Origin of the sequence: Gluconacetobacter azotocaptans, assembly GCF_014174355.1 — a bacterium.
Taxonomy (GTDB): domain Bacteria; phylum Pseudomonadota; class Alphaproteobacteria; order Acetobacterales; family Acetobacteraceae; genus Gluconacetobacter; species Gluconacetobacter azotocaptans.
The window spans coordinates 247,985-261,270 of sequence record NZ_JABEQF010000001.1 but is presented as its reverse complement, the minus strand read 5'-3'; the positions used below and the strand labels follow the sequence as shown (position 1 = coordinate 261,270).

Below are 13,286 nucleotides of genomic sequence, written 5' to 3'. Positions count from 1 at the left end.
GCATGAGGCGTACCGCCAGAAAATCATTCATAACGCGGATGGTATAACATGACGGGCTCCACCACCCTGCCGAGTGCTACGACCCTGCGCGTACGACGCGTGCCGGACTGGTGCGCCACGTTCGCCATCGCCTCGTTCGGCGCGTTCCTGTCGATCGTGCTGTCGGGACAGATCGGTGGGCAGCTCAACAATTTCTATCATCTCTCCATCCTGGCCGGGCTGTATAACGAACCTCAATTCGCGAATGACCTGTTTATCCAGAGCCTGCGCTTCTATTCGTCCGGCTTCTGGCAATTGTTGTCCGACCGCGTACATGGCCAGGACGTTTACGCGATTCTGTTCGTATTCCAGATCCTGTCGCGAACCCTTCTGTTTCTCGGCTTCCTGTCATGGGCGAGCCTCCTGGGGCTCGAAAGCCCGAAGGAACGTCTGGTATTCACGGCCCTTCTCGCCGTGTCCTCGACGTTGCATGCCTTTTCCAATGCGGGCGGCGGGGGCCTGCTGATCAACAACTTCACGCAATCCGAACTGGCCAACGGAACGACGCTGCTGGCCCTGGCCTGGGCGGCGCGGGGGCGGGTCACCGCCGCCTTCGCCATGAACGGCGTGACGTTCTTCATCAACGCGTTCATCGCGGTCTGGACCGCGGTTCCCCTCGCCTTCATCCTGTTGTCCCAATGGCGACGGCACAAATGGACCTGGACGGCGCTTCTGCTGCAAGGGTGCGCCGGGCTTGCGCTCTTCGGTCTGCTGGCCGCGCCCGTCGTCTACAACATCCTGGTCAATCCGTATGTCAGGCCGGCAACAGATTTCGATTACATCACTTATCTGACGTCATTCTTTCCAGATCATTTCCTGATATGGACCATCTCGTTCCGGGAGGCATGCCTTCTGGCGAGCATTTTCTGCTGCGGCGTGATCGCCGCGCAGATGCTGCGCGCGCCCAATTCGTATCTGACAGCCGCATTGTGCGGGGCCGCAACCGTCTGGATCTTCGGCGCCTTTCTGCCCTTCGCGACCCATGCGCGCATGCTGTTGAACCTGCACCTGCTGCGATCGGGAAGCAGCGTGCATCTGCTGGCGGCGACCGCCATCGCGACCCTGTCCACCAGATGGATATTTTCCCGCGACGAGACGGAGCGCCTGGTGTGGGCGCCGGTACTCGTCCTGCTGTCCTGCTCGATCAAACTTCTGCTGCCCCTGGCCATTCCGCTCTTGCTGTGGCATCGGACATCGCCCGCCCTCTCCAGTTCGTGGCGCGTTTACGCGCCGGCGGCCCTGCTTCTGCCGGTGGTGCTGTACAACGCGGCGCGGATCTACCACGCCGTCACGTCCGACCGTGCCTATGTCGCGCAACGAGACGAGTGGCAGGCCGTGGGTACATGGGCCAGGACGCAGACGAAGCCGGATGCCGTATTTCTCGCCCCCCCCGGGGCCTTGCGGGATTCGGGCGTGTTTCCCAAGACAAGTGCGGATCAGGAACAGCTGTTCGAAGGCGGCGTCGTATTTCCCTATTTCTCGCACCGGCAGGCCTGGGTATTTTCCCAGGCCGGGGCCGCCGTGATGTGGGCGCCCGCCTATTACCAGACATGGCAAACCCGGATAACGGAGGTAAGAACATTGAAGACGCTTCCCCAACGCCTGTCCTATGCCGCGGATCACGGCATTGCCTACGTGGTCGATGGTTGCACGCAGCCCTATTCACTGCCGCCGGCAGCCCGATTTGACCGTCTTTGCGTCTTCGCCGTGCCAGGGGTATCCACACCATGACTTTCGGAACGATCGGCCTTGTCCTCGTCAGCGTGCTGCTGTCCTCGTCCGCCCAGATCCTGCTGAAGACGGGAATGTCCGACCGAGCGGTCCAGGCTGCGATCGCCAGCCGGGCCGGCGTCTGGGACGCGGTGTCGGTGATCGCGCTGAATGTGCCCGTCGTGCTGGGCCTGCTGGCCTTCGGCCTCAGCGCTGTCGTGTGGCTGCTGGTGCTGGCGCGTATCGACGTATCCCAGGCCTATCCCTGCGTCGCGTTCGGCATCGTGCTGACCGTCCTCGCCGGTATCGTCTTTCTGGGCGAGGACATCCATCCGATGCGGGTCGTAGGGCTGGTCGTGATCGTCTCCGGCGTCGTGCTGATGGCGCGCGCGTCGTAAGGGCGTTACCCCGGCCCGGGGCGTTTTCGGAGCTGACATACGTTTCCCGGAGAGCGTCGATGACGACGATCCTGAAGTTTGACGACCGATACAGAACCGTCGATGAAGAGCGCATGCTGGACAGTCTGCTTCTGCTGGGCTGGGCATTCTGCAACGATATCGATGGTGCCCGAATCATCGCGCGAGAGGCGCTGGACCGTTGGATCGCGAGTGGCCTCGGCGTTCGTCTGGACCCGGCGGGACGGCGATTTTTCGATCCCGTCGAAGTGGTACACTCCCTTAAACATGCCGGAACCATCGGCGACGATGATTTCTGGCAGAATCATTATGTAACCACCAGCCGCCGGCTGATCGGCGACCTGGCCGCGAGGGCGGATGAACCGGTCACGGTAACCCTTCGGCGGACCTACAATTTCCGGAATGCCGCCCCGGGCAAGGCAAGACGCCTGAGACTGGGCCTGCCGTTGCGTCATCGCTGCGATTTCCTGGATATCCGCGCCCAGATCCCCGATCAGGGCGCAACCTGCGTCCTGAGCGACGGGCGCCTGGACGTGCAGGTGTCGCCCTCGGCGGCGGAGGAGATCAGCATCGGCGCCGATATCTGCTTCCGCCCCCGATCGGGCCTGGACGCCCCCGACCCGCCGGATGTCGATCTGTACCTGCGGCCGGACGAAGGGCTGATCAAGCTGACTCCACCGATCGCCGCGCTGGCCCGGCGGCTGGGCGGATCGGCGGCCCCGAAGGTCGCGGTACGCGCCTTCTGGGATTTCATGATCGACGAGTTCCTGTCCGGCCCTGTGCATTATGACCAGCTCCGGCTAGACGCCCCCCTCGACTGGGTTCTCGAAGCCAGGTGCTGCGATTGCCAGCTGGGATCGGCATTTTTTGTCGCGCTGTGCCGCGCGCGGGGCATTCCGGCCCGGCTGGTGAGCGGATATTTTCTCTTTCAGCGCTCGCCGACACTGCATTACTGGTCGGAGGTCTGGCTCGACGACCAGGGATGGGCATCGTTCGATTTCATGAGTTGGGACCTGTCGAAAGGCGGCCGGGACCCTGCGTGGCGCGACCATTTTTTTGGGCGGGTGGATGCCCGCATGGTCACCCAATGCCTGCCCCGGCTTTTTACCGGCTCGGTGGGCGTGGCGATCCCGCCGACCTGGCGCATCCTGCAGACCTCCAGGGGCGATGGCGTCGATATCAGCCTGATCGGCGCGGACAGCGCCCCCATCTACAGCGACTATGTTGCCGTCCATTGAAATAAGGCTTTTTTAGGACACTGCGGAAAACCCGCTGATATCAGGATCGTTGTAGGAACCGTCGTCCAGAGTATCGTCCTGTTTGTTCGTATTCGTTGCATGCTCCGAATCAATCGTCTCTTTCATATAATGGGACCGATAATGCTTTACGAATTCAAGCTTCCCGTCATCGTTCCGCAGATGTCCGGCGCCACCATAGAATGTCTTTACGGAGCAAGGGACGATTCGCTTCGTCTGGGAAGCAAGCTGATGGATCTGAGCGTGGATCTCAGCAGCGCCTTCGCCCAGGAATGCCCGCCCGTGTCGTTCTATCGGCTGGTGTTGCGCGAGACCGTCTATCTTCGGAAAATCGACGTCGTGCCCGGACAGCACTGCGCCCTTGGGGACCGGATCGCGCTGTTCAGCACCGATCCTTCCGAACCGATCGATCAGGAGACGACGCGCCAGGTGCGCTGCACCATTGCGGGTATCATCCATCACGACGGCATGTGGACGGGAAGTCATTCATGAGCGGAATCCCCTTGCGGTTCGGCCCGCTGGCGTCGGACGGCTATACCATCGTGCGTTCCGGGTTACGCTGGCTGCGCGAGAGCGGCCAGTTCTGCCGTGCCGGTCAACCCATCGCCTATTGCAACGTCAGCCTGGAACCGGCCAGCGTCCGCGTCGGCCGCCATCACGCCGTCGCCGACGAGCTGGAGTTGCAGGTGGTCTTCGCCCCCCGCGTCAGCGGCCGGTTGACCATCCATCCGGAAATGACCCGCGGCGGCTACCTGAGCATCCGTGGGGTCGATGCCTGGAAGGCCGATACGGTCCTGGGGCATATCGAACCCGACCAGCCGGCCGACGAAAGCGACCAAGGGCGGCTGCGCCTTCTGGTGGTCGCGGGACGGCGCATGACCGCGCTGGCCGACGTGCATTCGGGCCTGCTGCCGGGCTGGAACGGCCGCAGTCGCGGCTGGTGGTGCGAGGAAGGCGAAACCCCCGTCACGCTTCTCAGCCTGGGCCTGTGCGACACGACGGGCGTCATTCTGGGCGAACAATGCGCTTTCCTGGAAATGTTCGAAGCCGCCTCGGACGCCATGCAGTTCGTCTTCATTCCCGACCATCCGGTGGCGCCCTGCGCGCCCGTTCTGCTGGATCAGCTGACCCGGACGCCGGCCCAGTTCGACGCGCTTGCCGAAGATCTGCGCCGTTTTCTCGGCACGTCCACCGTCCTGCCGACGGCCGACGACTGGATGTTCGCCGGCGCCCTGCTGTCGGTGCTGCGCAACACGCCGCTGAAGGACAATTACAACATCATCTCGTCCACCGGGACACGGCGCCTGGGGCCGGCCGATGGCGTCCTGCTGTCGCTCAGTGCCGAGCCGCAATCCATCCTGCGCCACCGTGTGCTCGGCTATCATCTCCACATCATGCGTCACCACCAGGCCGCCGCCGGGCCGGCCATCCAGGCCTGGCTGGCCAGTGCCTTCGAACCGATCAAGCGGTCCATCGACACCGTTCGCCGCGATTACGAGAAGCTGATCGATACGCTCGCGCGGACCACCGGCGGCCGGATCCTTGTCCTGAACCGCATGTCGACATCCGGCTACGAGGATATATCCAGCTATGTGGCCTTCGACGCGCCGATGAGCGCCACGCTGTCGAACATAGCGGCCAAGGAGCAGAACCTGATGCTCCACGACATCGCCGAGACGCGCGAACTGACCATCATCGACGTCGATGCCCTGGCCGCCGAACTGGGCGCCGGCCAACACCTGCCGGACGGCATCCACCAGAGCGGACAGATGCAGATCCTCCTGCGCAGGCAGATCCTGCAGGCCATGGCCGACATACGCGCCACCGCGCCGAACGTCAGAATTGCCGGACGCGATCACTGATGGGGCAGGATCGGTAATTTCATAAAGTCCAGGGTTCCAAAGGGCTGCGCCCTTTGGTTGCCTTCGCCTCAATCGCCTGCGCCCCGGCCCGGTGCAGGATCGGCACCAGCGCCCGGCTGGGCAACAGGCGGCTTCCGCCCCACAGGACAAGGGCATTCGCCACCAGGCCGACCAGGCCGGGATTGACCCCGCCCAGGTCGATGTCGCCCAGATACAGCCCCATCGACAGCAGATCGCCCGCCACCAGCCCTGCGACCACAGCCGCGGGGCTGACGGCCCGCGCCGCCAGGATGGCGAATATGCCGGGCGCCGCCTGCGTGACGCCGAAATAGTACATGGTGTTGAACTTGATCATCAGTCCGGACGCATGCGCCGCGCTGACGATCGAAAACAGCAGATAGACCGCAATCACGATCTGCGCCCCGTACCGCTGCTGGCGATCCGACAGGCCATGCAGCAGATTGTGCGACACCAGCGGGCCGATGGCCAGGCAGATCCCCGCCAGCACGACCAATGCCGAAAGCGCGCAGGCCGCCGCCACCAGCCCGTCCACCCACCCGGGCAGCAGGGTCAGCGACACCGCCATGAAGGCATCGTTGGGCGCATGCAGCGGCATACCCGACCGCCGCGCATAATCCGCGACCCAGTACAGGAACGGGAACATCAGCATGTAAAGCGGCATCAGGACCTGGTTGCGCCGGACGATCCGTCGCGACCGGCCGGTGAACAGGAAGGCGATCGTCTGGGGCGCCACGCAGAAACCGATGGCCTGCAGCACCACCGTGGACATGGCGAACGCCTCCTCGCGCCCTGTCGGGCGGATCCGCGCGATATCCTGCCCGGCCTGCCGGACATCGGGCAGATGGCCCGAGGCCAGCAGCGCCGCGAGACCGGCCGCCACGACGGCGACGATCATCATGACATCCTTCAGGATCGACACATAGGCCGGCGCCCGGATCCCCGACAGCGCCACCCAGAAGAATGCCGTCACCGCCGCCACCGTCGTGATGACGAATGTCGGAACCGGCCAGCCGAACCCCTGAAGCACGGCCAGCAGGCCGGTGAATTGCAAATCGCCGAACGGGATCAGGAACAGGATGGCATTCAGCGCCATCGCGATCTCGACCGCGCGGCTGCCGAAATGGTGCCGGAACAGATCGGCCATGGTGATGGCATTATGGTCCCGTCCGGCCTGCCAGATCCAGGGATTGAGAAAATAGCCGACGGGATAGGCCAGGACGATATAGCTCAGGAACCAGATGATGAATGCCGTGCCGTGGCTGAACGTCCCGGCCGGAAACCCCAGGACGCTGCCGATGCTGTAGGTCTCGCCCACCGCCAGGAAGAACAGCAGCACCCCGCCGAACTGCCCCGAGGCCACGAAAAAATCCCGAGAGCCCTGATGATGATGTCCTCGCCGGGAATACAGCGCGATCGCCAGCGACAACAGGATCACGAGGCAAAACGTCACTGTCGCCATGAGGGGACTTTCTTTCCGTTCGTCTGTCGAATGCGTATCCACCGCCGCAACCGGGCGGGGCGGGGGCGTCAGCCGGCTTCGTCCGTCCGGCGACGGTCATGCAGGAACCAGACGGCGGACAGGCAGACGCTGGTCAGGATGAACCACGCGAACAGCCAGAACACCACCGTGGGAAACCCCAGCACCGTCCCCCCCACGCGGTCCAGCACCGGCAACGCCAGATCGACCGCGACGAAGGGAATGCCCACCCCGACCAGAATTCTCCAGATCGGAGCATGGATATCCCGCCCTCGCCGCGCGGTACTCTGGTGCGGTCTTTCCGTCATCGCATCATGTTCCCCCGTCGTCCGGCGCCGGTCAACCCGTCAGGGGGGCGGCGCATCGCGGTCGATCGCGTCGAACCACCCGGCGGCGAGCCGGCCCAGGATAAGGTCGGACACGTCCTCCAGATGCCGGCGCATCGCGACGAACGCCCCATCGACATCGCCTGCGATCACGGCGGCGATGATGTGCTCATGATGCCGGGCGGCGTCGGGCTTCAGGGGTGTGGCGGCATTGGTGGCATGACGGATACGATACACATGCCACATCGCCGTACGGTGGGCGTTCAGTACCACCTCGTTGCCCGCGGCCTCGACGATCGTCTGGTGGAACCGGTCGTTCGCCCGATAATAGTCCTCCTGCGATCCCTGCCGCGACGCGGATTCCATGTCGCGCTGGATCGCCAGGATCTGCCGGATGGTGGCGGGGTCGCGCCGCCCGGCGACGCGCGCGGCGGCGATCGCCTCCAGCCCCGCCAGCAGCTCGAAACGATCATGCAGGTCCGGCGGGCTGATCGGCGTCACCATCGCGCCGACCCCGGCGGCCATCGTCACCAGTCCTTCGATCTCCAGTATCCGCAGGGCCTCGCGCAATGGGGTACGCGAAATTCCCAGCCGGGCGCAGATGTCGCCTTCCGACAACCGCTCGCCGGGGGGCAAGGTGCGATTGATGATGGCGTCGCGCAGAACCGGCAGCACCAGTTCCAGCAGCGGCCGCCGTGCCGCAACACCCGGCCTGTCCTGTCTGTCGCGCATGCCGCCCCGTGGTTCACATTTCGTTGCAATCTAGGGGGCGGGACAGCCGCGATGCAAGACTGTTCATTCCGGAAAAGGAATATTGTTGACCGCCTCGCCCCGCGCATGCTTCGATCCCTGACGCAACGTCGAGCCCTTTATTTCGTATACGATATTGTGGAGGTGGTGCATGCGCGTCGGTATCATCGGAGGCGGAATCGGCGGCGCGGCCCTGGCGCTGGCGCTGCTGCAACAGGGGATCGACGTCCATCTGTTCGAGCGCGCGCCCGCCTTCGGCGAAGTCGGCGCCGGCATTCAGGTGACGCCCAACGCCGTGAAAATCATCCGGGCGATGGGGCTGATGGAGGCGCTGCGGACCATCAGCTTCACGCCGCAGGCCCTGGTCGGGCGCAACTGGAAGACGGCACGGGAAATGTGGCGCACGCCGCTGGCCGAGGATTGCCCCCGCCTGTACGGCGCGCCGTTCTTTCATGTCCATCGGGCGGACCTGCACGCGCTGTTCGCCCGGCGCATCCCCGCCGAACGGGTTACGTTCGCGCGCGCGTGCAGCAGCGTCGCGCGCACCCCGTCCGGGGCCGTCGCCTCCTTCGCGGATGGCGGCACGTTCGAGGCCGATCTGATCGTCGGCGCCGACGGCATCCATTCCGTCGTGCGCGCGTCGCTGTTCGGCACCGCGCCGGCCCGCTTCACCGGCAACATGTGCTATCGCGCCGTCGTCCCGTACGACAAGCAGCCGCTGGAGTACGTATCCCCCGATTCATCGTTCTGGCTGGGGCCGCAGGCGCATGTCGTGACCTATTACGTCCGTGGCGGGCGCGCCGTGAACATCGTCGCCGTGACCGAAACCGCCTCCTGGGTCGAGGAATCGTGGAACGTGCCAAGCTCCCGCGAGGAATTGCTGGACGCGTTCACGGGGTGGCATCCCAACCTGCAGCGCCTGTTCGGGCAGGCGGACAACGTTTTCAAATGGGGACTGTTCGACCGCGACCCCATGCCGCGCTGGTCGGACGGCGCGATCACCCTGCTGGGCGACGCCGCCCACCCGATGCTGCCCTTCCTGTCGCAGGGCGCGGGCATGGCGATCGAGGATGCGTTCGTCCTGGCGTCCTGCCTGGCCGCCGGGCCCGATGTAGCGGGCGCATTGTCGGCGTACGAGGCCCGACGCCTGCCGCGCACCCGGCGCGTGCAGTTGGAATCGCGCGAACGGGGACGGACCTACCATCTGTCCTCGCCGCTGGCGCTCTGGCGACGCGACATGGCGTACCGGCTGCGCAGCCTGATCAATCCGCACCGGTCCGGGATCAAGGCCAACTGGATCTACGAACACGATGCGACCCTCCCGCCCGAACCCACGGCCTCGGCCGCCTGAGGAGCCCGTCATGTCCGATGCCCCCGCCCTCGATACCACGGCCGTGTCGCGCCTGTGCGACGATCCGGTCATGCTGGATGACTGGTACCCCGTGGCCCGCAGCCGCGAGATCGTCGCCGGCACGATCACCCCCGCCACCCTGCTGGGCCGCGACCTGATCGTCTGGCGCGACGCGGCGGGGGCGGTCCATGTCTGGGACGATTTATGCATCCATCGCGGCGCGCGCCTGTCCAAAGGCTGGATCAAGGACGACACGGTGGTCTGCCCGTATCATGGCTGGCGTTTCGACGGGCAGGCGCGCTGCGTCCACATTCCCGTGGCGCCCGACCAGCCGATCCCGCCCAAGGCCCGGGCCTTCCCGGTCCGCGCGCAGGAGCAGGACGGGCTGGTCTGGGCGACGCTGGGCAAGCCCGCCCACCCCATTCCGGCCTTCCCTGCCCGCGACCTGCCGGGCTTCAGGATTTTCCATGCCGGGCCGTATGTCTATCGCGCCAACGGGTTCCGCGCCGTCGAGAATTTCGTCGACGCCACGCATTTTCCCTTCGTCCATTCCGGCCTGAACGGCGTGCCCGACGCGCCCGACATCATCCCCGATTACGACGTGACCCGCAGCGCCGACGGCCTGGTGTCCTCCGAAATCAGCGTGTTCCAGCCCGTCGGCGATTTCCGCAAAATTCCGGTCCAGGCGGGGTACACCTATTATTGCCTGCGCCCGTTGGTGGCCGCCTTTTCCAAGCGCGTGCGCATCGTCGACCCCGCGCAGGCGCATCTTGGCTCGCCCGACGACCGGTTCGTGACCATGTTTACCGTCCAGCCGGTGGATGAGGTCACGTCGGTCGCCCGCGTGGTCTTCGCGATCAATTTCGCCCCCGACCTGACAGAAGCCGACATGCTGCCGCGCCAGGACATCGTCTACAATCAGGACCGCGACATCGTGGAAACCCAGCGGCCGGAGCGCATTCCCGTCGACCTGCGCGCCGAAATGCACCACCGGTCAGACCGGATGGGCGTCGCCTACCGCCGCTGGCTGCGTGACCTGGGCATCACCTACGGCGTCATCGCCTGAGAAACCGTTTCAGACACCGGCCTGCCGGCGACCCGACGCGACGACGCACAGCAGTTCGAACAGGACAGTCGCCCCCGCCAGCGCGGTGATGCCGGACAGGTCGAAGGGCGGCGCGACCTCCACCACGTCGGCGCCGACGATCCGGACGCCTTCCAGCAGGCGCAGCATCTGCTGGGCCTCGCGCGTGGTGAAGCCGCCGATTTCCGGCGTACCGGTCCCCGGCGCCATCGACGGGTCCAGGCAGTCGATGTCGAAGGTCACATAAGTCGGGCCGTCACCCACGACGCGCCGCGCTTCCTCCATGACCCGCTCGGGGCCCAGGTGCACGCATTCCTCCATATACATCGTCCGTATGCCCTGCGCCTTGGCCCAGTCATGGTCGCCGGGGTCATAGAGCGACCCGCGCAGGCCGATCTGGATCATGCGCTTCGGGTCCAGGATCCCTTCCTCGATCGCGCGGCGGAACGGCGTGCCATGGGTATAGGGGCTGTTGCCAAAATAGGTGTCGTTGGTGTCCGAATGGGCGTCGAACTGGATCAGGCCCACCGGCCCCGACCGTGCAACGGCGCGCAGCACCGGCAAGGTTGTCAGATGATCGCCCCCGACGCCCAGCGGGATCGCCCCCGCCTGCACGATGGCCGCCACCCCCGCCGTGATCCGTTCCAGCGTGTCCTCGATATCGGTCGGGTTGACCGATAGATCGCCGACATCCGCCACGCGGGCGGCGCGGAACGGCTGCAGGCCGGTCACGTGATGGACGCTGCGCATCATGCTGGACTGGCTGCGCACTTCGCGCGGGCCATGACGGGCGCCGGCGCGATTGGTGGTGCCGCCATCCCATGGAATCCCGTACAGCGCCACATCCAGGCCCATGGTCGACTGCCGGTACGGCAGGCGCATGAAGGTCGCAAGGCCGGCAAAACGGGGCACGAGCGCGGCATCGACCGGCTGGCAATCGTCTGGTTCCACTGGAATATTCCGATCACGACATGAAAGCCCGAATGTCCACGGTTTCCACCGATCGGGCAATACATCACGCGCCGACGCGGGCCGCCCGGTCGCGATACATGTAGAACGACAGCAGCGTCTTGGCGTCGGTCCTGCCGATGCGCGGAATATCGTCCAGATCGACCACCCGCACCCGGATCGATTCACGTTCGTCCGCATTACCCGTCCGGCGACCATCCAGGGCGCGAATCGCCGCGTCATCAAGGTCCAGGACGGCATAGTACAGGGCGATCGCCTCATCGCAGCCGCCCGGCGACAGCCACACGGTCGCAAGGTCCACCAGCATGTCCTGGCGCACCGCCAGGTCGGCCCCGATCTCCTCGGACAATTCGCGCAGGGCGGTGCTGGCGAAGGTCTCGCCGTCCAGCATCCCCGCCGGCAACGACAGCAGGTCGGGGCATGCCGCCGGCAGCCGGGCCTCGCAGGTCAGGATGGTCCGGTCAGGATGGCCGGCATGACGCAGGACCAGCAGGATGGACACCGAATCGCCGCGCAGCAGGACCGTGCCCGGCACCTGCCGGCCGTCATGCCAGGCATCGGCCTGGAGCAGGATGAACCCGACCCGCGGACCGAAGAACGTCACACTCTCTACCGTGACCCGCCGCAGGTCGAAACCCGCCGCCGCGGCCGCCAGCCAGCGCCGGAAATGCGGGGCCGCGCGGACCCGGGCGTGGCAGTCCGCCGGGATCGTCGGGGCGAAGACGATCGGGACCGACCCGTCCTCTACCTGGCCCATCGCCGGCCCTGCCCTGTCGCGAGACAGGGCGATTCGCGGTGACTCGCGATTCCACCAAGGAAGAAGATCATTGTCCGCCCATGCCCCCCAGTACCGCCCACAGGATTGTCCCCAATTCTGTGGATAAGATCCAGCCGGATCACGCCCCGTCGGCGGCCCGATACCATTGGCGATACCACGCGACGAAGGCGTCCACTCCGGCCTGCAAGGGCGTCGCGGGATGAAAGCCGGTCAACTGTTCCAGAACCGTGCAGTCCGCCCACGAGCGCGGCACGTCACCCCGCTGCATGGGCAGCATGTTGCAGATTGCCTCCCGACCCGTCGCGCGTTCGATGGCGGTGATGAAATCCCGCAGGCCGACCGGCTGCCCCCCGCCGACATTCACCACGCGATAGGGCGCGACCGGACTGGCGCCATGCCCGGCCTGGGTCGCCGGCGGAAGGGGCAGCAGGCGGCAGACGGCCTCGACCAGATCGTCGACATAGGTAAAGTCGCGCTGCATGTCCCCGCCGTTATAGACGTCGATCGGCAGGCCGGCGAAGATGTTGCGGGTAAAGCGGAACAGCGCCATGTCCGGCCGCCCCCACGGCCCGTAGACGGTGAAGAATCGGCAGGCGGTAATCGGCAGGCCATGCAGATGGGCGTAGGAATGGCCGATGCCCTCGCACGCCTTCTTGGTCGCGGCATACAGGCTCAACGGCTGGTTGCACGGCAGATCCTCGGCGAACGGAATCTCGAGGCTGGCACCGTAGACCGACGAGGTCGAGGCCAGGATGAAATGCCGGACCGGCAGATCCTTCACCTGTTCCAGCAGGTTATGGGTGCCCACCACATTCGCGCTGACATAGGCGCCGGGATTTTCCAGGCTGTACCGCACCCCAGCCTGCGCTGCCAGATGAATGACGATGTCGGGCCGGGCCGCGCGGCAGGCCCTGGCCAGCGCGCCGGAATCTTCCAGCATGAATTCATGACAGGTGAAGCCCGGACATTCGCGCAGGCGGGCATGCCGTGCCTGTTTCAGCGCGATATCGTAATAGGAGGTCATGCCGTCGATGCCCGTGACGTCGTGCCCCTCGGCCAGCAGCCGCAGCGCCAGATGGAAGCCGATGAACCCCGCCGTCCCGGTCATGAGAATACGCAAGAAAACCTCCAGGACCGCCGGCGGCAGTCATCCGGCACCAGCCCATACAGATCAGCCTGGACAATGAGAAGAGTCCGGGTCGGATGACGCCGCCCCGCATCCGGGCGGTCCACCAGAAAAAGAGACC

Annotated in this window: 13 protein-coding genes; 7 read left to right on the top strand and 6 right to left on the bottom strand. The window is 65.5% G+C overall.

Going from position 1 to position 13,286, the window contains the following annotated elements:
• Nucleotides 1-48 precede the first annotated feature (48 nt).
• The 5 genes from HLH34_RS01210 to HLH34_RS01190 all read left to right on the top strand — a co-directional run bounded on the left by HLH34_RS01210 (nucleotide 49) and on the right by HLH34_RS01190 (nucleotide 5,283).
• Complete coding sequence (locus HLH34_RS01210) at nucleotides 49-1,770, top strand: hypothetical protein (protein ID WP_183117757.1); 1,722 nt, start codon at nucleotides 49-51, stop codon at nucleotides 1,768-1,770.
• Nucleotides 1,767-2,147 (top strand): DMT family transporter, encoded by a 381-nt coding sequence (locus HLH34_RS01205; protein WP_183117756.1) that lies wholly within the window; start codon nucleotides 1,767-1,769, stop codon nucleotides 2,145-2,147. Before HLH34_RS01210 ends, HLH34_RS01205 begins: the two co-directional genes overlap by 4 nt.
• Before the next feature lie 113 nt (nucleotides 2,148-2,260).
• The gene (locus HLH34_RS01200; RefSeq protein WP_244959538.1) at nucleotides 2,261-3,403 is read left to right on the top strand and encodes a transglutaminase-like domain-containing protein; all 1,143 of its coding nucleotides are present in this window, start codon (nucleotides 2,261-2,263) and stop codon (nucleotides 3,401-3,403) included.
• Between the two features lie 141 nt (nucleotides 3,404-3,544).
• Complete coding sequence (locus HLH34_RS01195; protein WP_183117754.1) at nucleotides 3,545-3,913, top strand: hypothetical protein; 369 nt, start codon at nucleotides 3,545-3,547, stop codon at nucleotides 3,911-3,913.
• The gene (locus tag HLH34_RS01190; RefSeq protein ID WP_183117753.1) at nucleotides 3,910-5,283 is read left to right on the top strand and encodes a hypothetical protein; all 1,374 of its coding nucleotides are present in this window, start codon (nucleotides 3,910-3,912) and stop codon (nucleotides 5,281-5,283) included. The genes HLH34_RS01195 and HLH34_RS01190 overlap by 4 nt, the downstream gene beginning before the upstream one ends.
• A gap of 19 nt (nucleotides 5,284-5,302) precedes the next feature.
• Here HLH34_RS01190 and HLH34_RS01185 read toward each other — a convergent pair whose 3' ends face one another.
• From HLH34_RS01185 to HLH34_RS01175, 3 genes are all read right to left on the bottom strand, one after another.
• Complete coding sequence (locus HLH34_RS01185) at nucleotides 5,303-6,763, bottom strand: sodium:solute symporter family protein (RefSeq protein ID WP_183117752.1); 1,461 nt, start codon at nucleotides 6,761-6,763, stop codon at nucleotides 5,303-5,305.
• Nucleotides 6,764-6,831: 68 nt separating this feature from the next.
• Nucleotides 6,832-7,089 (bottom strand): DUF3311 domain-containing protein, encoded by a 258-nt coding sequence (locus tag HLH34_RS01180; protein ID WP_183117751.1) that lies wholly within the window; start codon nucleotides 7,087-7,089, stop codon nucleotides 6,832-6,834.
• A gap of 39 nt (nucleotides 7,090-7,128) precedes the next feature.
• Nucleotides 7,129-7,839, bottom strand: coding sequence for a GntR family transcriptional regulator (locus HLH34_RS01175; RefSeq protein ID WP_183117750.1), 711 nt, complete (start codon nucleotides 7,837-7,839; stop codon nucleotides 7,129-7,131).
• Between the two features lie 169 nt (nucleotides 7,840-8,008).
• Between HLH34_RS01175 and HLH34_RS01170 the strand changes: the two genes are divergently transcribed.
• Together HLH34_RS01170 and HLH34_RS01165 are read left to right on the top strand one after the other, a co-directional pair.
• A complete protein-coding gene (locus tag HLH34_RS01170) occupies nucleotides 8,009-9,208 on the top strand; it encodes an FAD-dependent monooxygenase (RefSeq protein WP_183117749.1) in 1,200 nt (399 codons plus the stop codon).
• 10 nt (nucleotides 9,209-9,218) lie between these two features.
• The gene (locus HLH34_RS01165) at nucleotides 9,219-10,274 is read left to right on the top strand and encodes an aromatic ring-hydroxylating oxygenase subunit alpha (RefSeq protein WP_183117748.1); all 1,056 of its coding nucleotides are present in this window, start codon (nucleotides 9,219-9,221) and stop codon (nucleotides 10,272-10,274) included.
• A 9-nt stretch (nucleotides 10,275-10,283) separates the two neighbouring features.
• Here HLH34_RS01165 and speB read toward each other — a convergent pair whose 3' ends face one another.
• The 3 genes from speB to HLH34_RS01150 all read right to left on the bottom strand — a co-directional run bounded on the left by speB (nucleotide 10,284) and on the right by HLH34_RS01150 (nucleotide 13,159).
• Nucleotides 10,284-11,243, bottom strand: coding sequence for an agmatinase (gene speB / locus HLH34_RS01160; protein WP_264784215.1), 960 nt, complete (start codon nucleotides 11,241-11,243; stop codon nucleotides 10,284-10,286).
• Between the two features lie 64 nt (nucleotides 11,244-11,307).
• Entirely contained in the window at nucleotides 11,308-12,018 is a 711-nt protein-coding gene (locus tag HLH34_RS01155) for an NUDIX domain-containing protein (protein ID WP_183117747.1), read from the bottom strand.
• Nucleotides 12,019-12,157: 139 nt separating this feature from the next.
• Nucleotides 12,158-13,159: an NAD-dependent epimerase/dehydratase family protein gene (locus HLH34_RS01150; protein ID WP_183117746.1), complete on the bottom strand. Its 1,002-nt coding sequence runs from the start codon at nucleotides 13,157-13,159 to the stop codon at nucleotides 12,158-12,160.
• Between the last annotated feature and the right edge of the window lie 127 nt (nucleotides 13,160-13,286).

What these genes read in the sequence shown, in the direction of transcription:
- HLH34_RS01165 (WP_183117748.1), top strand. Translation starts at nt 9,219, where the DNA reads ATGTCCGATGCCCCCGCCCTCGATACCACGGCCGTGTCGCGCCTGTGC.
- HLH34_RS01200 (WP_244959538.1), top strand. Translation starts at nt 2,261, where the DNA reads ATGCTGGACAGTCTGCTTCTGCTGGGCTGGGCATTCTGCAACGATATC.
- HLH34_RS01190 (WP_183117753.1), top strand. Translation starts at nt 3,910, where the DNA reads ATGAGCGGAATCCCCTTGCGGTTCGGCCCGCTGGCGTCGGACGGCTAT.
- HLH34_RS01185 (WP_183117752.1), bottom strand. Translation starts at nt 6,763, where the DNA reads ATGGCGACAGTGACGTTTTGCCTCGTGATCCTGTTGTCGCTGGCGATC.
- HLH34_RS01170 (WP_183117749.1), top strand. Translation starts at nt 8,009, where the DNA reads ATGCGCGTCGGTATCATCGGAGGCGGAATCGGCGGCGCGGCCCTGGCG.
- HLH34_RS01175 (WP_183117750.1), bottom strand. Translation starts at nt 7,839, where the DNA reads ATGCGCGACAGACAGGACAGGCCGGGTGTTGCGGCACGGCGGCCGCTG.
- HLH34_RS01210 (WP_183117757.1), top strand. Translation starts at nt 49, where the DNA reads ATGACGGGCTCCACCACCCTGCCGAGTGCTACGACCCTGCGCGTACGA.
- HLH34_RS01205 (WP_183117756.1), top strand. Translation starts at nt 1,767, where the DNA reads ATGACTTTCGGAACGATCGGCCTTGTCCTCGTCAGCGTGCTGCTGTCC.
- HLH34_RS01155 (WP_183117747.1), bottom strand. Translation starts at nt 12,018, where the DNA reads ATGGGCCAGGTAGAGGACGGGTCGGTCCCGATCGTCTTCGCCCCGACG.
- HLH34_RS01195 (WP_183117754.1), top strand. Translation starts at nt 3,545, where the DNA reads ATGCTTTACGAATTCAAGCTTCCCGTCATCGTTCCGCAGATGTCCGGC.
- HLH34_RS01180 (WP_183117751.1), bottom strand. Translation starts at nt 7,089, where the DNA reads ATGACGGAAAGACCGCACCAGAGTACCGCGCGGCGAGGGCGGGATATC.